The sequence below is a fragment of the Anatilimnocola aquadivae genome, assembly GCF_049819085.1.
Classification (GTDB): Bacteria; Planctomycetota; Planctomycetia; order Pirellulales; family Pirellulaceae; genus Anatilimnocola.
Genome location: NZ_CP187419.1, coordinates 7,950,779 through 7,974,895 on the forward strand (window position 1 = coordinate 7,950,779; position 24,117 = coordinate 7,974,895).

Consider the following 24,117-nt stretch of genomic DNA (forward strand, 5'->3'; position numbering starts at 1 on the left):
AGTAGCCTGTCCAACAATTCGCCCGATTGTTGGACAAAGAGGATGATGGCGAGAATTCGCCGAGCAGACGCAAGTGTTTTAAGTGCAACAACTTTCGGCAAGAAACGGGAATCAGTGCCTGTCCAATAACCAGACCGATTGTTGGACGTTTAGGAGAGAGTGGTGCGATGCGCGGTAACGCGGGCGAGTCGCTGTTGCCTCGTTTACTTCTTACCAGGCCCCGTATAGAACCGCTCTGACTCCGCCGTGGCCAGTGGCTTCAACTTGTTTAGCCAAAGCTGGCTCTTGCTGAAGTTTGCGAAGTCGTCGCGACTGAATCGCAGATCTCCGGGCGAGATGCCCTTCACTTGGTCGACAATCTTCTCTTCGTTGTGATGCTTGAGCGCGTTATCAGACACTCGGTACAGCCACACCGTCGGATACTGGTGGTTGCTCAGGCTCCGGCAATCGGAGTAGAGGCAGTCGGGGCGAATCCAAATCCCTCGATTAATTTCGGCGCTCACTGCGGAGGCATGAATAAACTCCATGCCCGTTGTGCCAAGAACGCTGTCGCCGGAGGGAATCACCAGCAGGTAAACCAGTTCTTCGCGGCCACTCGCCCGAATTCGCCAAGCTGCATAGACCATATGAGCGTCCGTGATCTGCGTCGCGGACACTCCCAGATTGGCCTGCCTCAACTCATATCCCCAAACCTTCTCGCGTTGGGCCCGCACCAACAGACCGACGCCGAGTGGCACGATGGCAACGAGCACCAACAGCCAGCGGAGCGAAACACGCGGGAGCCTACGCGTCGTTGGTATGGGCTCAGACAAGTCGCTGTACTCCGTTGCACGGAACCGCGCAACACAACAACCAACCAGCTCCGGATTGTTGGTTTAGGAGAGAGTGGCCCGTTGCACGGTAACGCGGGCGAGTCGGTCGCTGTTGGGCTCGGGCAGTTCTTGCGGGGCGCGGACGCCGGGAAGGCCGTCGCTGGTGCGAATCAGTTCCAGCGGCGGGTCGCTGAGATCGTGATGATAAAAGCGGCTACTCGGGAAGATATCGGCCGGGTAGGTGAAGTTTGGCAACATCGCCAGCGAGACGCAGAGCGAGGCACCGGCGGCGCTTTCCAGCATGCCACCGACCCAGCAGGGAATGCCTGCTCGTTGAAACTCGTTGTGCAACTGCACGGCATTCGTAAGCCCGCCGACTCGGCCCGGCTTGATGTTCGCGTAGCGGCAACTGCCCAGAGCGATAGCCTGCTGCGCTTGTCGCAAGGTGATCAGGCTTTCGTCGAGACACACGGGCGTGCGAATGGCCCGTTGCAACTGGGCATGATCGACCAGGTCGTCGTGCTGCAAAGGCTGTTCGATCATCGCCAGGTTCAATTCATCGACCTGCTGAAACAGTGGAACATCGCTGAGGCGATAACCGCTGTTGCAGTCGATATGAATCGGGTGCGTGGGATGCCGCTCGCGCACGGCGCGGACCATGGGCAGATCCCAACCCGGTCGAAACTTGAGCTTGATGCGGGGGAAGCCCTCTGCGACCGCGGCGTCGACACACGGCAGCAGTTCCTCGATGGTATCGAGCACGCCGAAATCGGCACCGACGGCCACTTCGTCGCGCGGGGTGCAGCCTGCATACTCGCCCAGCAGTTGATGGAGCGGTTTGTTCTGCAGACGACTGGCGAGGCTCCACCAGGCGGAATCGAGGACGGCCTTGGCGAACGGATTGCCTTTGAAGTGCCCCAGGCGTCGCTGCAAATCTTCGCCGCTGGTGACATCGTGGCCGAGCAAAGCCGGCGCGAGCCAATCGCGACAGACGGCAAAGATGCCGCCGCCCCATTCCGGGCTGTAGCAGGGAGCGGCCAGCGGGGAACTCTCGCCCCAGCCTACGAACGAACCACTACTGAAGCGACACAGAACCGCGTGAATCGAAGCATCTTCGCCATAGGCCGTTCGCCAGGGCGAGATCAACGGCATGGCCACATGAAACAGGTCGATGCGATCGATCTTCATCGGGCGATTTTCGCGAGGCTAAGGTTTAGCGGCTAAGAATTACCGATAGTCCTGGCTGATGACGAAAAACTCGTATCGCCCGGCGGTGTTCTTCACGCCGAAGACGGTGCGGCGAACTTCGATAATTCGGCGCTGTCCTTTTTTGACGTTCTCGAGTGTGAGGAGATTCGTGTAGGTCTCGGGGCTGTAGAACTGGAACACGACTTTGTTATCGACGTTCACTCCGGCCTTCTGCGCGAGTCGACGATCGGCGTCGCGCAGCAGCCCCGAGCGATGCATGAAGCGAAGCCGCTTTTCGTCCTTCGGGTTGCCGACACGGACTGTAGGCTTGTCGGAGGTGACGTTCGAAACGTAGGTCACATTCGGGCTGCCGCCGCCGGCGATACCCAGTTCGATCTTGAAGAAGTCGAGTTGCTTGGCGTACTCCTCGGTGGTGGTCGCATTGAGGCGCACTTCCCAGCGTTCCCAGGAAGGAATGCCATCGCTGGTGCCCGGTCCACCGGGACCTGGTCCGCGACCATCGCCGGTTCCGGTTCCCACGCCATTACCAAACCCGGAAGAGGTTTCCGCGATGCTCAGGTCGGCTACTTCCGGCGTGACGACGAGCGAAATGGCATCCAGGGTTTGCTCGATCTTGGCATCGCTGACTTCGGCCAGTTCTTGCGACGAGGGTTCTTCGAATTGCTGGTCAGAGGCTTCGCCACTGCCGCCGGTACCATTGCCGCTGCCACCGCCGCCCACGTCTTCCAGCACCATCACCGGAATCGCCGGTTGCTCCGGGAACCAGATGCGGCTCGAGGCCCAGATGATGAACATCATGATGACGATGAAGCCAAAGATCGTCAGGATCGCGATCAGGCCACCGGCGACCTGGTCGTAGGCCGAGACCTGCAAACCGGCATTGCGCGGAGTATGCACGGGCATCCTCGACGAAGGTCGGGCCGGGGGTTGAGCGGCTTGATCTTTGGTAACGGTGGCCACGGGCTAATCCAGCAGTTCGGCGTCGGGACGGATAGAGAGATACCAGGCGCGCCAGCGGCTGCGCAGAGCGGCCAAGGTCTCTTGGGTGGGGGCATCGAGTTCGATCACGCCGGTCAGTTTATGGCTGTTGAAACGGAGACCGCGATCGGCTTCGCGGATGATGCGCACATCGGGATCGCTAAGGGCGTAGAGCAGCACCGGGACATTGTCCAGGTCGCGCACTTTGGCCAGCGAACGCACAGCCACCAGGCGAGTTTCGTAAGCACCGGCCGAGACCATCGCCCGCAAGCGATCGATTTGCCCAGCGCGGCGGGTGATATCGGGATCGAGCGTGACGACCTGCTTCGATTCGGCCAGGCGAGCTAGTTCGGGGTTGCTGTCGTCTTCGAGAATGCCCAGCAGTTCGTCGACCGAACCCGAGAGGGGCGAGTCGACGATTTTGCCGTTCCGCTCCTTAAGGTCGGCCGTCTTGGGAGGCAAGCCCATGCCACCGAGCAACACGCCTTCGCCCAGTGATTCGATGCGCTTGATGGTCTTGCGCGTACTGCGAGAAAGGACCAGCACGGTAAAGGCAGTGCAGCTGGCGGCGGTATCGTCCCCCTGCCAGGAGCCATCGTTGATTTGAGTCTTCTTGAGATAGGCAAACAGGTCGTTGAACCACTTGGGTTCTTCGGGGCGATCGTTCTCGACAATTTCGCGAAAGCTCTCGAAGCGTTCGACGGCGTAAAAGGCGTAGTGCTTCCAAGGTTCATTGTCGGTATTGAATTGCTTGGCGACGAAGGCCTTGCCGTCGTCCATGGCCTTGCGCAAACGGTTCGGATCGATGCTGGTCGGTGGCCGCCGCCGCAGACCATTGGCGGCCGCCTTCTTGTCGATCACTTCTTGCAGTGCGGCCGGCAGCTTGGCCTTGGCATCGTTCTTGGCACCGCGGGTGATGTTGTCGGGCAGGACCAGCAGGTCGCTGAGCACGAAGATCGAACCCAGGGCCGCGGCCCCGAGCGACATCGTCAGCGGCGACTGCTCGACGCGGGCACCGTTCGGCCCGGGATCGATGCCTTGGTAGCCCCAGCCGCCCCCTTTATCCTGGGTGCGCAGGAGCCAGTTCAGCGCACCTTCGATGGCGGGCAGCGGAACATCGAGGCCGTTGCGCTCGGAAATCCACATTGCGAGGACACCATACTGCGTTTGCGAGGTGTCTCCCTCTTGTCGTTCTTGATAGCCCCACGACCCGTTCTGCTTTTGGCGTTGCAGCATGGCGGTCAACAGTTTTTTCGCCGTCGGCTTCAGCGCTTCGTCTTCTTGGCCGCAGAGAAAAATGATGCAGAGGCCCAGGTTGTAGTTTTCGCTGCCATATTCGCCCTTCGCGGCATAGGCCTGACAGGCGGCGATCGCGTCTTTGATTTTGGGGTGATTGGCGTCGGTGCCCGTTTGCTTGAACACCATTCCGATCAGGCACTTGCCGCCGATTTGGTCGTGGTTGGCGGTCTCCAGAAACTTCAGGGCTTTGGCGACGACAGCTTTCACTTCGGCGCTATCGGGGGTGACTGCTGCCGCGGGACGAGTAGCCAGCAAGAGCAGGGGCATAGTCAGCGCGCAGGAGAGTAGCGTCGCCCGGCTGAAGCGCAGTGAGTGCCGAAGAGAAGGAATCAAATGCATGATCATCGGCCCGATCGGGGGCTGGATTGGGTTGCCTGGAATAGCGGGGAGCCGGGCAAGAAGTATCTGGCTTAAGCGAAACTCCCCTAGCGCGATGCTAGTGTGACCAAGTGGCAGCGTCAAGTCTTTGGCAGTTCAAGTTCGGTGCTTGAACGAGTCGCAACTTGCAACGCTGCCGGGCTATGCGACAATCCAGCGATGCTTATCCCTCGTTTTACGATCAAGATCCTGCTCATAATCACTACGGTGGCCGCGCTCTTTTCGTTGGTGCTGTCGCAGGCACTCCGAGGGGGATTGGAGGGAATTTTCCTCAATTCCAACTTCGCGGGCCGGCGTCTCGGCATGGTGGCCACACCCGAAAACGTCCCCGCCCACGGCGAGCCCTGGGCCGCGGCGGTCATGTTCACGTGCGCGGCTGTCGGCCTGGTGTTCTTGCTATTTTTGCTGTTCTGGGCGTTGGGCTGGATCTGGGAAGAGACCGTGGGAGCGATCTTCCGGCGACCTGCCAGGCAGCCTAGCAATCCCTTCGCATCGGCTGGTCCGCCCAAACAAATCATTCCGCCCACCGAACCGCAGTAAGTTCAGAAGCCTCATCTGTCCCGTCGACATAGTTGCCGCTCCCGGAGATTTCGATGCACTCTTGCCGCTCAGGCTGTCGACACTCCCTCGCCCTGCGGTTCGGGCTTGGGCTCCTGCTCGCCGCTATCGGGTTCCTATCAAGAACCGAGACGTGCCAGGCCGCAGGGGGCGGCAAGCAGGTTTTGCCGATCGTCGGCAAGCTGAATACCAGCGGCGTGCAGGTTGTCCTCGATAGCCGCTGGATCGAAGGTCGCGGCTATCATCCGGTCCGCGTCGAGATCATTCCCTTGCGCGCGCCGGCGATTGGCGATCGTACGTTTCGCGTCGTCATCAGACCCAACAGTTACGACAGCCGCAGCGATGCGGTTTCACAGATCATCGAACTCGAGCAGGGGAGCAGCAAAGCGGTTGCCACGATCCTTGTTCCCCAAGAGTCGAACTGGCATGGACTGGTAGTGGAAGTGTTCGAAGACGGCGGGCGGCTTGGCGACCTTTCGGGCGATTATCTGAACTGGCCCCGCGCGGGGGGCATGAACTGGCACGAACCAACACCGGGGGTGCTGCTCATCGACTCTCAAGCACCCACCATGGACCAGCGCGAAGTGCTGCTCAATACGTTGCAGTCGTCCGGCATCGCGGCGGTCAAGAAGCTGCCTGGGGTCGACGACGTTCGCGCGCCCGACCTGCGCAATCTGCTGCGGTCGTTTCAGTACTCTCCCTTCTATGGGAGCTACGTTGCGACTGACGATACCTCCAAAGTGCATCCTGTCGAGATCCTTAACGAACTGAAGGACAACCCCAAAGGAGACATCTTGCCGCCGGCCGAGTTACCCGAGCGGTGGCTGGCTTATTCAAACTGCGATTTGATCTTCATTTCGCTGGCCGATCTGCAGCTGGTTAAAGACAAACATCCCAAGGTGCTGCAAGCTCTGGCCGATTGGAATCGCTCGGGCCGGTTCCTGGTGGTGTATGACGTCGGCGAGGACTTCGACAACCTGCCACAGCTCGAGAAGATCCTGCAGTTGGCACCGCTCCCGCAGAAAGACGGCAAAGTGAAGGGCTGGCAGAAGGCCAAGGACTATCGCTCCAGCGAAGTGTTGCGCGGCATGGTCGATGATCCCTACGCACAAAATCCTATGTATGCAGGAGCACCCAGCATGCCGGGGTCAGGGACCATCCTCCAACCACCCGACAAGACCAAGTGGCAAATCGTCTCGCGCGACATGAACTTGGGTCAGGTGCTGGCCATCGACGGCAATCCTTTCCCCGCTCACCACATCCAGTGGGTCTGGTTGTTGAACTCCATTCGCGGTGAAGCTTGGAACCCGACGATTCGCAGCGGGGCATCGCTCACCCAGCGTAACGACGAGTTCTGGAACTTTCTGATTCCCGGCACCGGGCAAGCGCCCGTGTTGTCGTTTCTGGTGTTCATCACGCTGTTCGTGATGCTCATCGGCCCGATCAACTACTACGTCCTGAATCGCCAAGGGCGGCTCTACCTGCTGCTGATCACGGTTCCCGCGAGCGCGATCCTGGTGACGGGCGGTCTCTTTCTGTATGCGATTCTGACGGATGGCCTAGGAGTCAAAACGCGAGTGCGCAGTTATACGAATCTCGATCAGCGTTCGGGGAACATAGCCTCGCTCTCACGACAGGCCTACTACGCCTCGATTGCTCCCTCGCAGGGCCTGCAATTTCGTGACGACGCGGCCGTTCAAACGTACGAACATCGGCCCGACGAGTACTCGAACCCGCGCGGCGCGCGGCGTCTCCTGCACTGGTCCGACGACGAACAACAGCTGCGCTCGGGCTACATCTCTTCCCGCACACTGAGCCAGATGTTCGTCAACACGGCTGGTCAAACGAAAGCCAAACTGGAGATTGGTAAAGTCCAGGGAGATAGCCTCAGCATTCAAAACAAGCTCGAAATGCCGCTCTCGTATGTGGTGGTGTGCGATGCCGACGGCAATTACTTTGCGGGTGAGAAGATTCCGCTCGCGGGTGAAGCCTCGCTGCGCAAAATCACTTTGAAGGAAGCGTCCGAAGAGCTCGCGAAGCGAATGGGGAATTACGAACCCAACTACCCCGAAGGCTACAGCGAGAACATGCACCGTTCGAACTTTCGCTTCTGGGGATTCAGCCGCAACTATTGGCGATCCGGTACCGGCACCACGGTCTTTCAAGCCACCAGCATGCTGGAACGCAATCTCTACCAGTTCAGTCACCTCAGCCGGCAACCTCTGGCACCTCGTTCGTATGTCACCCTCTCTGAAATTGATCCCGCGATTCCTTTGGGTGCCGCGAAGGTGAAGCAGCAACTCAGCCTGCATGTGACTGAAGGCAACTACTGATCTCCACTCCTTACCCTTCCCACTCTTCTCGTTCGCCCTGTGATCTATGGTCGCCAGTCATCCCATGATCGAGCTCCGTCGGCTCCATCGCTTCTTCGGCAAGACGAAGGCGGTGAACGATGTCTCGTTTGAAGTGCCGCGTGGCACGGTGTTCGGCTACATCGGCCCGAACGGCGCTGGCAAAACGACGAGCATGCGGATTCTCGCGTCGCTTGAGTTGCCCACCTTTGGCGACGCGCTGGTCGACGGCTTTTCGGTCATCAACGACCCCGACCGCGTCCGTCGACGGCTGGGCTTTATGCCCGACTATTTCGGCACCTATGCCGATGTGAACGTCGAGGAGTATCTCGACTTTTTCGCGCGATCCTACGGCCTGATCGGCCGCGAGCGGCATCAGCGGTTGCAGTACGTGATGCACTTCACGGGGCTCGATGTGCTCAAAGAGAAGCCGATTCGGGGACTCTCGAAAGGGATGAAGCAGCGGCTCTGTTTGGGTCGCGCGATGGTCCACGATCCGGCGGTGCTGATTCTGGACGAGCCAGCGAACGGCCTCGATCCTCGAGCCCGCATCGAACTGCGCGAGATGATTCGCGAGCTCGCCGCGCGGGGCACAACCGTGCTCGTCAGCTCGCACATCCTTACCGAACTGGCCGAGATGTGCGATCGCGTGGCGATCCTCGAGCGGGGCCAATTGCTGGCGCTCGGCACCGTCGCGGAGATTCAAAAACAGCAGCAGCCTCAGCGGGAAGTGAACGTGGGAATGATCGGCGATCCGACTTCGCTGCTGCAATGGCTCACCGCGCGAGTCGATGTCGCCGATGTGCGCCTGAACGCCAATCAGATTCGTTTCGCCCATCAAGGCGAACGCGAATCGGAAGCCGCGTTGCTGCGTGAAATGATTCACGCCGGCTTTACCGTCTGCGAATTCGGCAGTCACAACCGCTCGCTGGAAGATGTCTTCCTGGCCGTAACCAAAGGACTGGTGCAATGACCACAGCCAGCGACGCACTTCAACCCGATCAGCCCGCCAAGATCGAGGGGAACGACGCACCGATCTTGGCCACCGCCACCAATCCGCTCTGGCCGCGCATCGAGCGCGTGATGGAAGCCATCAGCGAACGGATGAACCCCATCCTGGTGAAAGAAGCTCGCCAGGCGATGAAGAGCAAGCAGTTCTCGGTCACCTTCAGCCTGCTGCTGATGTTTGGCTGGCTCTACACCGTGTTCTTTGTCGTGGTGAACTTGCCCGGAGTGTTCTACTCTCCCTTTGGCCCGCTGATGCTGGTGGGTTACTACCTGATCCTGGCCGTGCCCCTGCTCATTGTCGTTCCCTATGCTTCGTTTCGCTCGCTGGCCGCCGAACTCGAAGACGGCACGTTCGACTTGCTCTCCATCACGGCGCTCAGTGCGCGCCAGATTGTCACCGGCAAGCTCGGCAGCAGCGTGTTGCAGATGATGGTCTATTACTCGGCCCTGGCACCCTGCATCGCCTTCACGTACCTGCTGCGCGGCATCGATGTCGTCACGATCGCGCTGCTGCTGACATACACGTTCCTCGCTTCGCTCATGCTCAGCATCCTGGCCCTCACGCTCTCGACAGTGACACGCGCGCGGCATTGGCAAGTACTCCTCTCAGTGCTGCTTGTCATCGCGTTGCTGCTGTTCGGCTTCTTCTGGTGCTTGATGATGTTTGGAATCATCGAAGAAGCGCAAGGCATGCCCTACGATCAGCCCGAGTGGTGGATGGTCAATGCCATGATCATTTCCTTCTACGTGCCGCTGGCGATTCTGTTCGTGCTAATTGCCGCTGGGCAGGTGACGTTCGCCAGCGAGAACCGCAGCACTGGCGTGCGCGTGGTGTTAATGGTTCTGCAAGCGCTCATCGTCGGCTGGACGCTCTACTGGTACCTGCTGGTCGGCCAAGACGAGGTGCTGATGGTTGGTGCCGCCTGGATCACGATTCTCTGGGCCGTCGCCGGCGCGTTCCTGATCGGCGAGACCGCCGAGCTGTCACCACGAGCCCGCCGCGAGTTGCCCCAAAGCGTACTCGGGCGGATGGCATTCACCTGGTTCAATCCCGGCTCGGGAACCGGCTACGTCTTCGCCCTGCTCAATGCTTTGGGAGGCATGCTCACGCTGGCCCTCATCGCCCAACTGGCGGTGACCGTCACGGGCGTCGCCAGCTGGAATGGTCCCTACCGTTGGAACCATTGGTGGATCGTCATGCTCAGTTATCTGGCGATTTATCTGGGCCTAGCGCGGCTCTGTGGCATCGTGCTGCAGTGGTGGCGAATGGGGGGCATGCTCGGCACGTTCATCTCATACCTGGTGCTGCTCATCATGGGAGTCATCGGCCCGTTTGCCTTGCAGGTGATCGTCGCCTGGATCACGGATGAAGGCCTGGGGGAAAGCTTCGAGTACACGCTGCTGCAGGTTCCCAACTGGGTCTGGACCATCTACAAGGTGGGCGAGAATACCAACATCGGCCTGTCGGGTTCGTGGGAGGTTGCTCCCTATCTCCTCGCCCCCGTGGCGACCCTTGTGTTCTTGTTCAACTTTTTGCTGGCTGCCAAAGAAGTGGAACAAACCCGACTGGTCGCGCCCCAGCGCGTGCGCGATGATGATGAAGAACTGCATCCCACGACCAAGGCCCCCAAGCGTGGTCCCTGGGACGAAGCTCCGGCCGCTCCCTGATTCGTTGACCTCTCCCTGTTGAACTCCTTCTGATCGAGAATTTCCATGCGCGTCATGCTCTGCTCTGCCCTCCTGCTGACCAGCTGCTCCCTGTTGGCCACGGCCACTTGGGCTGCCGACATCACCACCGTCGCCGGCACCGGCCAGCCCACGAACAACGGCAACTCGGGCCTTGGCACCAAGGTCAACGTGGGCGATCCGTTTGGTGTGGAGATCGGTCCCGATGGCGCGCTCTACATTACCGAAGTCCGCAACCATCGTGTGCTCAAGCTCGACCTGAAGAGCGGCCAACTGACGACGGTCGCGGGCACCGGCAAGAAGGGCTACTCCGGCGATGGTGGCCCAGCCACTGCTGCCGAGTTGAACGAGCCCTACGAGGTGCGCTTCGATCGCGCTGGCAACATGTTCTTTGTCGAGATGCAGAACCACCTCCTCCGCCGGGTCGATGCCAAGACGGGCATCATCACTACCGTGGCGGGCACCGGCGTCGCGGGTTTTAGTGGCGACGAGGGCCCAGCGCTCAAGGCGCAGTTTCGTCAGCCTCACAGCATCGCCCTCGATAGCGAAGACAACATCTACATCGCCGATATTGGCAACCATCGCATCCGCCGCCTCGACGCCAAGCTGGGCGTCGTCACTACGGTTGCCGGCAACGGCGAGAAGAAGCCCCCCGTCGATGGCAGCCAGGCCGCTGGTAACCCCATGATCGGACCGCGGGCCCTAATCATCGCCGATGGCACGCTGTGGATTGCTCTCCGCGAGGGTCACAGCCTGTGGAAGATGAAGTTCAGCGACGGCGTGCTGCATCACGTGGGCGGCACCGGCAAGAAAGGCTTTACGGGCGATGGTGGCCCCGCCAAGCAAGCGACCTTCGATGGCCCGAAGGGAATTGCCTTCTCGCCCGACAATACCAAGCTGTACGTGGTCGATACCGAGAACCACGCGATCCGCGCCGTTGATATCACCAGTGGCCTGGTGACCACCATTGCCGGCCGCGGACCGAAGCACAAAGGTGGCACGGGTGACGGCGGCCCCGCCACTGACGCGCTGCTCGATCGCCCTCACGGCATTTGCGTCGGCCCCGATGGCAGCGTGTATATCGGTGACACGCTTAATCACCGCGTTCGCAAGGTGAAATAGCCGCAATTCTTTTGTTCGCCAGAATGAGTGACAGGCTCTTGTCACCGGGCTGTGCTAAGAAATAGGTACGAAGAAAAAGTGCCTGCGCCCGTGCGCAAACCTGCGCGCCATCACTCCCCGTCGAGAGTTCCCTCCGATGACGAAGCGCGACAATCACTACGAGTTGGCGTTCGAAGCCTACCTGCAGTATCGCCGGATTCCGTACGTGGCCGTCGATGAGACGCGCCGCAGTGCGGCGGGGCTGACTCCTGCCGGGGCCGATGCGGCAACCTTGAAGAGCCTCGACTTTATCGTCTCGCCGCGCTTGGTGCCGACAGGTTCTTCCCTTTCCTGGCTGGTCGATATCAAGGGGCGGCGCTTTCCCACAGGGCGCAGCAAACAGTACTGGAAGAATTGGTCGACGGCCGACGAACTGCGCAGCTTGGCGCACTGGGAGTCGATCTTCTCGGGCCGCTTTCAAGGGCTGCTGGTCTTTGCCTACAACGTCATCGGCGACAAGGCGCCGCTGCCGCGCGAACAGCTGTTTGAGTTTCGCGGCGGCCTGTATGCGTTTCTCGGCATTCGGCTGGATCACTACACAGGCTGGTCGCACACCCTGTCGCCGCGTTGGCAAACCGTGACCATTCCGACGGCTCGCTTTCGCGCGCTCGCCCGTCCCACCGATGAACTGTTTGGCATCACGCCGGCCACTCCCGCCGCAGCGGACGTGGCCTAGTTCGTGGCCTAGTTCATCGCCTAGCTAGACAGTCCCCGTTGCGCACTAGTCGCCCATATACAGACCATCGAGCGCGTAATCTTCGACGCGGTCGTAGGTGTAAAAGTCCTTGGCGACTTGCTTGGCCAGGATGTCGATAAACAGCGTGCGAAAGCCTGACTCATTTTCGCCGGCGGGGCGAGCACCCGTCTTGGGATAGGTGACGTTATCGACCGGGGTTTGATAGACGACCTTGCCACCCTGTGTCAGGTCGTACACGGTAACGGTGACGCGGGCTCGGCCGCGCAGCAGCGTGGGGCCATCGTGCGTGCGGAACGAGTCGAGATCGATCCCGACGACCATATCAGCCTTCACGCCTTTGCCCACTTCGACGAAGTCGGCCACCTGGTCGGACTGGCCATCGAGCCAATCGGCCACTTTGCTGTGCGGCACGACCGTGATCTTTTCGACGTTCTGGGCCAGCTTGCTTCCGACTGATTTCGCCAGGGCGTCGGCATGGTTGCCGGGCCCGCTCATGGTGGGATCGAAGCAGACCACGGCCACGGTCTTCTTTTTCAGGCCGCCGAACTTGGCGTCGACGGGGTTACCGCGAGCCCAGTACATGACGTGCGACATGAAGCCGCAGCCAGGCTGGGCGACGAGCAGCGCAGCGGCGACGGCGAAGAGAAACAAACGGCGGTGATTCATAGTTTGTAGGCGGTGCATCGGCAATCCCTTGCAGATGAAGTGAGACCGAGCGCGGGCCTATCGTGGTCCGCCCAGTGATCTCGGAGCGGGACTATGCCGAAAGCTGGCAAGCGCCGCCAGATCAATTCGCGCCAATCGGCAAAGTTTTCCTCAAGAAAGCGATTGCGGCGGGCGATGTTGCTGGGCGACGGCTTTGTTGGCAGCGTATTGAAGTAGCCCGACGCGTCAGCGAGGGGGAGCGCCAGTTTGATAGCGAAGTGTATTCATCACGAAGCCGTTCGCTAAACAACCGCACCAAGATCAAAACAAACGGCAGCCCGAGACGAAAAGTCTGCGTTCCCTATCGCTCTCCCTCGCTGACGCGTCGGGCTACCTGCGCGTTACAAAAACACGCGCCAGAGCCACTGCACGGTGGTGATCGCGAAGATGGTGCCGATCGAGACGAGCAGCCACTCGGCGGCCAGCGGGCCAAACAGCCAGCGGCCGCGCAGGCCCGAAGCTAGCATCCACGGCGTGCCGAGCACCGCCATCATGCCGAGCAAACAGCCCCCGGTGTTGGCCATGGCCGATTGAATCACCTGGCCGCGCATCAAATGGGCCCAAGAGGTGGTCATACCGCAGGCTGGGCAACGAATGCCGAACCAGACGATGAACGAGCACGGGGGCAAGCCCAGCGACTGATGCGTTCCCAGGCCGTACTGGCTGGGGGGCAACATCGCGGCGGTAACCAGCAAACCGCCTAGCACCAGCCCCACTCCCAGCAAGGCCGCGCGCTGCCACGTGGCAATGCGAATGCCATCCGCGGGCGACCAGGTTGCCGGAAAAGGAGAGCCCATCGGTAGACACCGTGAAGATTGCCGTCCCGGGCACAAGCGCCGAACCGTTATTGCGCGAGGACTCGCTTGCGCGGGGCAGGTTTCAGCAGGACTGGCGGACGAATGGGCGGTGGGGGACTCGAACCCACGACATCCACTGTGTAAGAGTGGCGCTCTAACCAACTGAGCTAACCGCCCGAGAATCTCGGAGCAAGTTGCATGGTAGTGGGGCTATTGGCGGGCTGTCAATGTGACGGAAACCGCCGCCTGTCGCTGGCTGGCCGCGGCGCTATAATAGGAGGGACACCCAACCCCACTGGCCGGCGGGGCGATTGGTTCTTACACCGAGCCGCGTCAGCCCAGGAGTTCCCCTCGTGTTTCGTGAGTTTTCGCCCATCCAAGCTGCCGTCGATGCCATTGCCCGCGGCGAAGTGATCATTGTCGTCGATGCCGAAGATCGCGAAAACGAAGGGGACTACATTTGTGCGGCCGAAAAGGCCACCACCGAGACCGTCAACTTCATCATCAACGGCCGCGGTGAATTCTGTGCGCCGCTGCTGCCCGATGCGGCCGCGCGACTCGACCTGCAATCGATCGTCGATGCGAACACGGCTCCGCTGCAGACCGGCTTTCTCACGCCCATCGATCACCGCAGCGGCAAGACCGGCATCACGGCCGAAGAACGGGCTAAGACCGTGCGCGAAATGGCCCGCGGCGACTCCGTCGCGGGGGACTTCGTTCGCCCGGGGCACGTCCATCCGTTGCTGGCCAAAGAGGGTGGCGTATTGCGCCGCGCGGGACATACCGAAGCGGCCGTCGATCTGTGCCGCATGGCGGGACTTGCGCCGGTCGGAGTGCTCTGCGAAATTCTCGACGACACGGGCAACCGCGCCTCGCGCGAGTTTCTGAACGAACTGGCTCGCAAGCACAATCTGCAAATCATCTCGATCGAGCAACTGATCGCTCATCGCCGTGTGAGCGAAAAGCTCGTCACGCGACTTGCGCAGGCAACCATTCCCACGGCCTACTACGGCGAGTTCACCCTCATTGCTTACGAAGTCCGCTTTGAAACGCAGCAGCCCATTGTGCTGGTGAAAGGCAAGCTGGACGAAGTCGAAGCTCCGCTGGTGCGACTCCACTCCTCGTGTTTCACCGGCGACCTGCTCGATTCGCTCCGCTGCGACTGCGGCGACCAGTTGCACATGGCCATGCAGCAAATCAACGACGCCGGTGCCGGCGTGATCGTCTATCTTCCTCAAGAGGGTCGCGGCATCGGCCTGGTCGAAAAGATTCGCGCCTACGACTTGCAAGAGAAGGGCATGGATACCGTCGAGGCCAATCACGCGCTCGGCTACAAGGCCGACATGCGCGACTATGGCGTCGGCATTCAGATATTGAAGGACCTCGGCCTGCGCAAGATTCGCCTGCTGACCAACAACCCCAAAAAGACCGACGCCTTCGTCTACAGCGGCTTCGACCTGCAGGTGGTCGATCAGGTGGCCATCATCCCTCCCACCAATCCGCACAACGCCCGCTACCTCGCTACCAAGCGCGACAAGATGGGGCACAAGCTGCCCGAAGACGCCGCGAAATAGCTTGGGGCCTGGCATCGTCCACGCCGGTCCTAGCCTAGGTAACCCGAAGCGTGAGCGAGGAGAGCGAACGGGAGGCACGACACCAACTTCCTGCACAATTCGTTCGCAAGACCCTCGTGGCGACTCAGATTCGGGTGAAGCGAATGGCGTGGCTGTAGCGACACTTCTGTGCGGCGATCAGCACTCTCCTCGCTCACGCTTCGGATTTCCTGAAACGCCCTTTCGCCTTCGCTTTAAATTTCTTGTGACCAGACTAGTCACGACGTGCTGTATAATTTACCGGCGAGTTCTTTGGCAATTTGCGTAGATTATTGATGCGTGTCTGGTTCACGTTGCGCGCAGGTGTTGATTCAGTAGTTGGCGAGTGGCTGATTGTTGGCGAGCTATTGCTGGAGAATTGGTGATCGGATTAAGGGTGAGTGAACCACCCTTGGTGATAACCGGAACGAGCCAAACGGCCCCTGTTCAAAACGCCGAAAGGGGGGTGCAAAGTGGTTATTAATTGGTTATCAAGAAACCGGGGAAATAACCATCCTTTGGAGCCGCAAACGACTGCTAGGAAAGCACTTAAGGCCGGTTTGTAGAATTGAAAAATCGCGCGAAAAAGTTATCGCGCCGGGACTGTTCAACCCCTGTTCAGCCTCGGTCGGTGAACAGGCGATTTAGGGAGCAGAATGCTCCCTCTGGAGAAGCGTCGGTCGAACCCAGTTTGCTGGCAAAAGTCAGGCCGAGGCTCGCTCGCGGTGAGTGCTCAAATCTGGCACAAACGTACTGTGTTTTGAGTACAAAATACAGGCACCCAACTGTCTAGTTCCGAACTCCGAACTTATTCCTCGACGTACATCTCGGGAGATTCCCAAGCGAACCGCTGGCGAAGTTTGGGTTTCGGCTTCACGGCTACTGGTTCGGGAATGACGACCGGCGGCGGTGGAGCGACGACAACCACTGGCGCGGGAGGTGGCGGAGCCACGACGACGGGCTTGATGAGGACGGGCTCGGGCCGCGGTGGCAGTTCCACCTTGGGTGCTGGTGGCGGCGGCAGTGGTGCGCGGCGCGGTGTGATCTCGTAGACGCCGGAGATGATCTCGGGCTTGGGTGGTGGCGGCGGAGTGGGCGCGACGACCACAGGTTCGGGAATGTGACGCACGACGGTCACTTCGTAGGAAGGAACCGGCGGTGGTGGCGGCTTGGGAGCAGGCGGCGCGGCGAGCGCCCAGCTATCGGGCAAGGGTTGATTGCCAAACTGATAGCCGCTCGGGCGAGGCGCTGGGAGTGGTTCCGGCGGCTTCACTTCGATCGGTCGTGAGGGTGCCGGCGCGATGGCCACGGGCCAGTAGTCGGGCAGTTTGATGACGGGCTCGGCTGGTGGCGGCGGCAGCTTCTTCCATTCCCAGGCGTTGTTGACGTCGAACCATTGCTCTTCGGCCGAGGCCTTTTGGAAGAGGGTGTTCGGGTCGATGGTCACGCGCTGAGGCTTGGGTTCTTCGATCGGTTCTGGGGGCGGAGGTGGTGGTGGAGGAAGCTCGACCTTCGGTTCGATCTTCGGCAGCTCGACCTTCTTCTTTTTCTTCTTCGGTTCGGGGATGACTTCGATGGTGGTGCCACGGACGGGTAAGTTGCGGGCAACGAAGTTGGCCTCTTCGCAGATCTTTTGGATGTGCTCGTGGCAGGTGAACAGGATGACCTGGTGGCCTTCGCGAGCGAAGTCGTACATCACCTCGGCGGTGGCACGGACGCGGCCGGCATCGAAGTTGACGAGGACGTCGTCGAGGACCAGCGGCAGTTTCGCACCCTTGCGGCCGAACGAAGCAGCGAGAGCGAGACGCAGGCTGATGTAGACCGCTTCGCGAGTACCACGGCTGAGGACTTCGAGCGGCAACGACTGATGCTTGTGATCTTCGATGAGCAGAGCGCGGCGATCGAGAGGCATCCACACGCGGGTGTATTGACCTTGGGTGATCTTGGCCAGGTAGATCGAAGCTTCACGGAGTGTTTCCGGCTGGCGGTCGGTTTCGTAGGCCTTGCGAACCGAGTCGAGCACGCGGCTGACGGTTGCCAGTTGCTGCCAACGGCGAGTCGCTTGCCGCAGCTGTTGTTCGATCATGCCGACTTCGAGCGAGGCTTCGCTCAGGCGACGATCGCTGGCCAGCGATTGCATTTCGGCGTTGATGGTGCCACGACGTTCGTGCAGCTTGGCCAGTTTGTTGCGAACTTCCTGAGCATGCTGGACCCGTTCGTCCCAGCGTTGTTGCAAGTCGCGACCTTCGCGAGCAAAGACGCCCGAGATGGTTTCTTCGGCAAACTCGTCGTGCAGCTGATGCTTGATCTTGAGCGAGATCTCATCGCGTTGTTTGCGCAGGTCGAGCAGCTTGGCATAGTCGGCAGCCGCTTGCTTGAAGCCGGCGGCATCGACAACACCGGCCACGCCGTACATCGAGTGACGGCGGCGAATGGCGTTGCGAATGTTGTTGGTGATGGTCTGCTTGTGCTTCTTCAGCGAGCGAACCTTGCGGACCATGCTCTCGCGTAGTTCGAGCGTTTCCTTCTCGGTGGCGAGGGCCTTCGAGAGTTGGCGAATTTGCTCCTGCGGCTTGTCGCTGCTGGGGGTGACGCGGCAGTCGGCCAGCAGTTGCTGGACACGGCTGCTGAAGACAAGCAGTTCGCGTTCGCGTTGTTCGAGTTCGTCCTTGCGCGATTCGCGGCGGCGGCGAGTCTCGGAAAGATTGTCGGTGCTCTTGGCAACCGTGCGGACCTTGTGAGGCTGGAAATCTTCGGGCAAACCGGCATTTCGCAGGGCGTTCTTCCAGCGATTGCGAGCTTCCTTCAAGGCTTCGCCAGCGGCGATGTAACGACGTTGAGCCGCTTCGTTACGAGCAGCGGCGGTGTCGTATTCGGTCTTCTGCGGGAGCAAGCGTTCGAGTTCGCGGAGGTCGTTTTCGGCATCGCGCAGGCGAGCATCGAGAGCACCGCCACCACCGGGCAGTTCCGCATCGAGGTCATCGCGCTCTTGCTTCAAGTCGGCCAGTTGCGTGCGAGCGTGATCGAGATGCCGGCGAGCATCGAGGGCCGGGTCTTCACCGCCACGTTCGAGAAACAGCTTGGAGAATCCCGAGCCAACAAGTGCGATCATGCTGACCATGAAGACCGGCGCGATCTTATCTTTGGGCAACAGGTTTGGCAGCATGTCGAAATAGCTAACCGCCGAAAGCATGAACAGCATGAAGCCCATTGAGAAGCCCATGCCGAGCAGCACGGTCTGCCGCAACGGCGTTTCGTCGTGACTGGTGGCTTCGTCAGTATCGAACTCGAGTTCCGAGCGGCGATTGCTGAGGGCGTCGATGCGCTCTTCGACTTGGATTCGCTTGCGGAGCAGGGCGACTTTGTTGCCCGCAGTTTGAATGGCTTTGTTGAGGTCGGTCGAACGGAGCTTGGTGACTCCTTCGAGTTGAATGCTGAGTTGTTCGAAGTCGCGCTTGATGGCTTCGGCTTCGACGCGGACCTTTTCGAGGGCTTCGGTCTCTTCGCGCAGCTGTTGCGCGGGACGCTTGAGCATGGTGACGGTATCGCGCGGCAGATCTTCCAGATTCTGCGCACCACCTTGCTTGGCGAGGCCGCCGAGTTGGCCGTCAATCTCTTGATCGATCCGCTTCAGCTCTTCTTTGAGCTTGGCGATTTGGCCTTCGAGCGTGACGAGCCACTGCGAATGTTCGCCGAGGGCTTCGATGCGCGGAATGGCCGAAATCAGGCTCCGATTGACCTCGATGCTGTCGAGGTCCTTGTTGAGTTGCTCGTTGCGGCGAGCCAGCTTTTTCAGCTGTTGCTTGCCCTTGTGGATCTTTCGCTTGAGCAGTTCCAGTCGTTCGACAGCCTTCTCGGGCAGCGCTTTGACCGAGGCCATCGATTGAATCTGGCGGTCGAGATCGACGCGCACATACCAGGGCTGTTGGATGTCGAGGGCGACTTCCATCAACCTGGAACTGGCATCGTTGCCATCGAGGGAGTGCTCGAGCTCGCTGGCCTCTTCGGCGAGCAACGCTTTCTCGGAAGCGAGTTCGGCCCAACGCCGCGACGAACTGCTGAGGTCGGCGATCTCGGCCCGCAGCGTATCGCGCTGCTGCATCAGGTTCGGGATTTGCGAAGCGGTCTCATCGGGAGCGAGCAGGCGGTCGCGCGAGGCACCCAGTTCGCGCATGACGTCGATGATCGACACGCGATCGAGGCCGGTCGACAATTTGTAGAGCAGGTCGGCCGCAGCGGTATCGTCGAGAACGGCCAGTTCCTGAATCTCGCGCAGGCCGATGGCAAAGACGTTGTTGAAGGTGGCTTCGTCGACGCCGGCGAGGAGCGCGTCGAGGTGCGACAAGTCGCGGGGCAGACCCTGAGCATCGACGAACGTGAGATGGCCCCGCTCATCGGGAACGTCGTCCATCTTGGCGGAACGCTGCACAACGAACTGGCCGACGTTGCTGCCGAGTTTGAGTCGGCCGCCGATTTTGCCGCCAAACACCGGAGGCAAATAGCGCTGGCGCCGGGCCGGCGAAAAGCCGTACAGTACCGTGCGGCAGAACTGCATCAGCGTGGTTTTGCCGGCTTCGTTCGGTCCGTAGATGACGGTGGCTTCGTCGGAGAGGTCCTGCAAGCGCAGCCCCGTCCAAGCTCCAAAGCCTTCGATATCAATTTCTTTAATCTTCATGCCGGCGACTCCCTGCCGCTGAAGCCTGCGAACCCGTAATGCGTACTCATGATAAAATCTTCGCCGTGGCCCGTTCATCGGCCCCGAGCAGTTGTGCACCCAGTAGCGCTGCTTCTCTCAGCAGCGTTTGCTTCTCGATTCCCAGGCCAATTTGGGCGATGCCCGCCAGCGACGATTGTTGATGCCGCTGGGGGATGAACGTGGTCAAGTCCAGCGGCACATCGTCCTGATGGCACGCGCTCTCGACCGCTCGCAAAAACTCGCCGAGCATCGTGTCTTCTGCCAGCCAGGCTGGCGACAAACCACTACTCGCACATTCGACACTGATCGACCACAGCGGAACGCGGCTGGTGCCGAACTCGTTCCGCAGCCAGGTGAGCATTTCGCTGGAGACTTTTTCGCGCTCGGCCAAGGTGGGCGAGCCCATCAGCCGCAGTTCCCAATTGACGAGCAGCGGACGGTCGTCGCTTTCGACGCGCAGCGACTTCACCCGCTCCAGGAACGGACGGCGTTGATCGGCAACGGGGCCCGTGGGATCGAGCACCACATCTTCGGTCTGAAAGCGGACGGCATCGGTCGGCACGAGTTGGACGCGGGTCTTGCCGTCGGCTTCGACATGCACGAGCGAGCAACCGTGCGGACCGGCCTGCTGCGGCTTGCGACCTTGGGGCGACCCGGGATAGTGGACGGTGCGAATCGAGTCGCCATGCGTGAGCCGGTGAGGCGAACCGCCGAGTGCCCAGTAGTTGACGGGCTTGTGCAGCAGCGGGCTCACTTCGTATTGGCCGTAAGAGACAGCGACCGTGAACATGCGGTCGAAGTCGGGGGCCAGCGGATCGATGGAAACGGTCGGGCCTTGCCAACTGCGACCACGCACGCAGGCGATGGGTTTGTCGACGCGGAAGTGCGAGAACTCTTCGACCTGGTAAGCAGGAAACACCTGGACGTTCTTCGGCATGCGGGCGGCACCGGGCCATTGCTGCGGCGGATCGGTCACGCCACCAGCCCAATAGACGCCGATGTCTTGTTCGTTCAGACGCTCGAACTGCTCGAGCAGAAACGCCACGGCTCGCGGGCCAGCCTGATCGATATCGAGCAAGTTGCCGGAGAGGATGAGGAAGTCGACTTCTTCGCGAACGGCCACATCGAAGACGCGTTGGGCAGCGGTGAACGGAGCGTCGACACAGAAGGGACGCAGGGCAGCGGGAATATCGGCGAGGCCCGTCAGCGGCTGCTGCAGGTCAAAATCGCCCGAGTGTAAAAAGCGAAAGGCATGGCCCATGTGTGTCGTCCTCCCTGCGACGTTGCCGGCTGGTGCGTTGCGGACATCTTGTTCGCGAAGCGCAGTTTTTGCCGGCAATAATTTCCGTTCACAAAGCAAAGTAGCAGAATCTGCCGAAATTGCCTACTCCGATTCGTCTTACGCAAACAACTTCCGCGAAGGGTGTGCTAGCAGGTTTCCTGGAAAGGAAGATTCCAGCGCGCTCAGCGACAAGTTAGAATACTCGGTGATGACCGAACCGACTCCCATTGCCGATGGTCCGCTGATTGCCGCCACGCTGGCGGGCGACGAGGGTGCCTTTGCGCAGTTGGCCCAGCGGTATCAGGGGCCACTGTTGAACGCGGCTCGCAGTCGACTCGGTGATCGACAGTTGGCAGAAGACGCCGTGCAGGAAGCGCTGCTGTGTGCGTTTCGCTGGTTGCATACGTATGACTCGCAATACAGCTTTCGCACCTGGCTCTGGACGATCCTGCTGAATCAGTGCACGCGAATCGCTCAGCGGCGCAACAAGATGCCGGCCAGTAGTTCGCCCGAACGATCGGCCGCTGAAGGTCTGACGCTCTGCCTGCACACCCAAGAGTTGCGAACCGAGTGCTCCCCCTTCGAGCAACTGCTGGCTCGCGAAAGTGCCGCTCGACTGCATGAGTTGCTTGCGCGATTGCCAGAAGCTCAAGCCGATGCACTGCGGCTGCGATTCTTTGGCGGCCTGAAGTTTGAAGAGATTGCCCAAGCGATGGAATGCAGCGTGAGTGGAGCGAAGAACCGCGTTCGCTTGGGGCTCACGCAACTGGCCACGTGGCTGACGAAGCCCGCGGCAAAACAACCGACCAACCAACCGGCTGCCCCGCAGTCGACCAGCCATGCCGGAGATTCTCGATGAAACTCCTGATCCATTGCGAAGAAGTCTTCGACATCTTGACCCGCGGGCCCTTCCCCTCGGGAAACGAGCACGATGAGGCCGTCGAGCATCATCTGCGCTGTTGTCACGATTGCCGCCAATTGGCCGAGGCGCTGCGTCCAGCCGTCGAACTGTTTCATGAGTGCCTCTCGGCCGAAGAAGTCGATTCGTTGCCCGAGTATCACGGCAACGTAACTCCGCTGACCAAGCCGACCACTCGCCGCTTGCCACGCGAGATTGCCGAAGTTCGCTTGCCCGACGATGCTCCCACGCTGCTGCACTGGGATGTGAACTCGACTCGCACTAGTCGCCTAACCAGTCGCCCGCCGAGTCGTTGGTCGCTGTTGTTGCCCGGCATGGTCGGAATTGCTCTCACCGCAGCTGTGGTGCTCGCATTGGTCGGCCTGGGAAGCAGCATGCGAAACTTGCATCGACCGCAGCCTGGGATGGGCGGAGACTTCGCCGCTTCGCGACCTGCGATTAGTAGCCAAGATGCCGCGCAACGCTTGGTGGCGCTGCAACTGCCAGCCGCGTGTTGGCTCGGTCACGATTTCGATCACTCAAATTTGAAGTCGCTTCAGCAGCAAGTGGCCCTAGCGCTCGAAAAGCATGAAATTGCCTGCTGTACCCGCTGCCACAGCGAATCGAACCCGAACTCGCCGCATATTCAGCAAGTGGCCACCCTGCAAAAGAGTTGTTTGGCTTGCCACAAGGGATAGACGGGTTAACGTGACCGCTGCGGCCTGTATCTATCTCGACAACAACGCGACCACACCGCTCGACCCGCGCGTGCTCGAAGTGATGACTCGCGCCTGGCTCGATTACGGCGCAAACCCGGCCAGTCAACATTCCGCCGGACGTCGGGCTCGCAAAGCGGTCGAAGAAGCCCGCGAGGGGCTGCTGGCGATGCTCGGCGGCAACATCACGGGCATGCGTGCCGACCGTCTGATCTTCACCAGTGGTGGTACCGAAGCGAATCACTTGGCGCTGCATGGCCTGCTGAATCGCGAGCAGCCGAAGCGTGGCCTGGCGATCTCCGCACTGGAACATCCCAGCATTCAAGGCACGACGGAGGCTCTGCGCCAGCAAGGCGTGCCCGTCGATCGCTTGCCGGTACTGAGCAATGGGCAGATCGATTTAGCGGCCGTTCCCCCGCTGTTGACGCGGCACGTCGAAGAGCGGCCTCAACTCATGAGTGTGATGCTCGCTAGTAACGAGACGGGCGTGATTCAGCCGGTGCAGGAAGTGGCGCAGATGGCCGAACCGGCTCACGTGCTGGTTCATACCGATGCGGTCCAGGCAATCGGCAAGATGCCGGTTCATTTTCGCCAGTTGGGAGTCGCGGCCATGACCGTCGCGGCTCACAAGTTTCACGGACCCATCGGCATCGGCGCGCTGCTAGTTCGGCACGATGTGCAACTGCAGCCTCAAATGTTTGGCGGCTTCCAACAAGGGTCTCTGCGACCGGGAACCGAGAGCGTCGCACTGGCGGTGGGCTTCTTGCGCGCTCTGCAATTGTGGCAACACGAGGCAGCGGGACGAACCGAGCGGATGAGGCAACTGCGCGATCAGTTGTCAGCCAGTTTGCAGGCGGAGTTGCCAACCTCCGTGATTGTTGGTCACGATTCGCCACGAACTCCCCACACGCTGTGCATCGCCTTTCCCGCGCTCGATCGACAGGCGCTCGTCATGGCTCTCGACTTTGCCGGAGTCGCTTGCTCGACCGGTTCCGCCTGTGCTAGCGGGTCGAGCGAACCGTCGCCCACGCTCGTGGCGATGGGGCTCTCGAAGGATGTCGTTGGCAGTGCGATTCGGCTCAGTTGTGGGGCGTTTACCACGGCCGCCGAAGTGGCCGAGGCGGCTGCTCGCATCATCAAGACTGTCAAGCAGTTACAACGAGCCAATTAATCGGCAAATTGCCGCCTGGATGGCTCGTGTTGCGGCCCGAAATCCGCTACAATTCGGGGACTCGAGTTGAGCCCGGTCGCGGCTTCTTTTTTCAGGCTTTTGTGGGCCTGCACGGACGGTTTG

The 24,117-nt window shown here is 60.5% G+C and carries 18 protein-coding genes and 1 tRNA gene; 10 read left to right on the forward strand and 9 right to left on the reverse strand.

Annotated features, from left to right (window positions below):
* Positions 1–203 precede the first annotated feature (203 nt).
* The 4 genes from NA78x_RS31415 to NA78x_RS31430 all read right to left on the reverse strand — a co-directional run bounded on the left by NA78x_RS31415 (position 204) and on the right by NA78x_RS31430 (position 4,565).
* Positions 204–812 (reverse strand): hypothetical protein, encoded by a 609-nt coding sequence (locus NA78x_RS31415; RefSeq protein WP_425616337.1) that lies wholly within the window; start codon positions 810–812, stop codon positions 204–206.
* A 63-nt stretch (positions 813–875) separates the two neighbouring features.
* Entirely contained in the window at positions 876–2,000 is a 1,125-nt protein-coding gene (gene menC, locus NA78x_RS31420) for an o-succinylbenzoate synthase (RefSeq protein WP_425616338.1), read from the reverse strand.
* A 39-nt stretch (positions 2,001–2,039) separates the two neighbouring features.
* Entirely contained in the window at positions 2,040–2,981 is a 942-nt protein-coding gene (locus tag NA78x_RS31425; protein WP_425616339.1) for a hypothetical protein, read from the reverse strand.
* A gap of 3 nt (positions 2,982–2,984) precedes the next feature.
* Positions 2,985–4,565: a hypothetical protein gene (locus NA78x_RS31430; RefSeq protein WP_425616340.1), complete on the reverse strand. Its 1,581-nt coding sequence runs from the start codon at positions 4,563–4,565 to the stop codon at positions 2,985–2,987.
* Between the two features lie 270 nt (positions 4,566–4,835).
* Here NA78x_RS31430 and NA78x_RS31435 point away from each other — a divergent pair, with 270 nt between their 5' ends.
* The 6 genes from NA78x_RS31435 to NA78x_RS31460 all read left to right on the forward strand — a co-directional run bounded on the left by NA78x_RS31435 (position 4,836) and on the right by NA78x_RS31460 (position 12,116).
* Positions 4,836–5,216 carry a hypothetical protein gene (locus NA78x_RS31435; protein WP_425616341.1) on the forward strand — a complete coding sequence of 127 codons (381 nt, stop codon included), beginning with the start codon at positions 4,836–4,838 and terminating at the stop codon, positions 5,214–5,216.
* A 53-nt stretch (positions 5,217–5,269) separates the two neighbouring features.
* Complete coding sequence (locus NA78x_RS31440; protein ID WP_425616342.1) at positions 5,270–7,567, forward strand: hypothetical protein; 2,298 nt, start codon at positions 5,270–5,272, stop codon at positions 7,565–7,567.
* A 64-nt stretch (positions 7,568–7,631) separates the two neighbouring features.
* Positions 7,632–8,558, forward strand: a complete 927-nt coding sequence (locus tag NA78x_RS31445) for an ABC transporter ATP-binding protein (protein ID WP_425616343.1) — start codon at positions 7,632–7,634, stop codon at positions 8,556–8,558.
* On the forward strand, positions 8,555–10,261 hold the full coding sequence (locus NA78x_RS31450; RefSeq protein WP_425616344.1) for an ABC transporter permease: 1,707 nt from the start codon (positions 8,555–8,557) through the stop codon (positions 10,259–10,261). The genes NA78x_RS31445 and NA78x_RS31450 overlap by 4 nt, the downstream gene beginning before the upstream one ends.
* A 45-nt stretch (positions 10,262–10,306) precedes the next feature.
* Complete coding sequence (locus NA78x_RS31455) at positions 10,307–11,401, forward strand: hypothetical protein (RefSeq protein WP_425616345.1); 1,095 nt, start codon at positions 10,307–10,309, stop codon at positions 11,399–11,401.
* A 136-nt stretch (positions 11,402–11,537) separates the two neighbouring features.
* Positions 11,538–12,116 (forward strand): HYExAFE family protein, encoded by a 579-nt coding sequence (locus tag NA78x_RS31460; protein ID WP_425616346.1) that lies wholly within the window; start codon positions 11,538–11,540, stop codon positions 12,114–12,116.
* 45 nt (positions 12,117–12,161) lie between these two features.
* Here NA78x_RS31460 and NA78x_RS31465 read toward each other — a convergent pair whose 3' ends face one another.
* The 3 genes from NA78x_RS31465 to NA78x_RS31475 all read right to left on the reverse strand — a co-directional run bounded on the left by NA78x_RS31465 (position 12,162) and on the right by NA78x_RS31475 (position 13,816).
* Positions 12,162–12,821 (reverse strand): hypothetical protein, encoded by a 660-nt coding sequence (locus tag NA78x_RS31465; protein WP_425616347.1) that lies wholly within the window; start codon positions 12,819–12,821, stop codon positions 12,162–12,164.
* Between the two features lie 362 nt (positions 12,822–13,183).
* Positions 13,184–13,639, reverse strand: a complete 456-nt coding sequence (locus NA78x_RS31470; RefSeq protein ID WP_425616348.1) for a DUF2752 domain-containing protein — start codon at positions 13,637–13,639, stop codon at positions 13,184–13,186.
* Between the two features lie 103 nt (positions 13,640–13,742).
* A tRNA-Val gene (locus NA78x_RS31475) sits at positions 13,743–13,816 on the reverse strand.
* 176 nt (positions 13,817–13,992) lie between these two features.
* Between NA78x_RS31475 and ribA the strand changes: the two genes are divergently transcribed.
* Positions 13,993–15,213, forward strand: coding sequence for a GTP cyclohydrolase II (gene ribA / locus NA78x_RS31480; protein ID WP_425616349.1), 1,221 nt, complete (start codon positions 13,993–13,995; stop codon positions 15,211–15,213).
* An 826-nt stretch (positions 15,214–16,039) separates the two neighbouring features.
* Here the strand turns inward: ribA and NA78x_RS31485 are convergent.
* A complete protein-coding gene (locus tag NA78x_RS31485; protein WP_425616350.1) occupies positions 16,040–19,906 on the reverse strand; it encodes an AAA family ATPase in 3,867 nt (1,288 codons plus the stop codon).
* A gap of 46 nt (positions 19,907–19,952) precedes the next feature.
* Positions 19,953–21,188, reverse strand: coding sequence for a metallophosphoesterase family protein (locus tag NA78x_RS31490; RefSeq protein WP_425616351.1), 1,236 nt, complete (start codon positions 21,186–21,188; stop codon positions 19,953–19,955).
* Positions 21,189–21,417: 229 nt separating this feature from the next.
* Here NA78x_RS31490 and NA78x_RS31495 point away from each other — a divergent pair, with 229 nt between their 5' ends.
* From NA78x_RS31495 to NA78x_RS31505, 3 genes are read left to right on the forward strand one after another with little or no spacing between them, the layout of a single operon-like run.
* Entirely contained in the window at positions 21,418–22,068 is a 651-nt protein-coding gene (locus NA78x_RS31495; RefSeq protein WP_425616352.1) for an RNA polymerase sigma factor, read from the forward strand.
* Positions 22,065–22,805, forward strand: coding sequence for a hypothetical protein (locus tag NA78x_RS31500; protein ID WP_425616353.1), 741 nt, complete (start codon positions 22,065–22,067; stop codon positions 22,803–22,805). Before NA78x_RS31495 ends, NA78x_RS31500 begins: the two co-directional genes overlap by 4 nt.
* A 10-nt stretch (positions 22,806–22,815) precedes the next feature.
* Positions 22,816–23,994 (forward strand): cysteine desulfurase family protein, encoded by a 1,179-nt coding sequence (locus NA78x_RS31505; protein ID WP_425616354.1) that lies wholly within the window; start codon positions 22,816–22,818, stop codon positions 23,992–23,994.
* Positions 23,995–24,117: the final 123 nt, after the last annotated feature.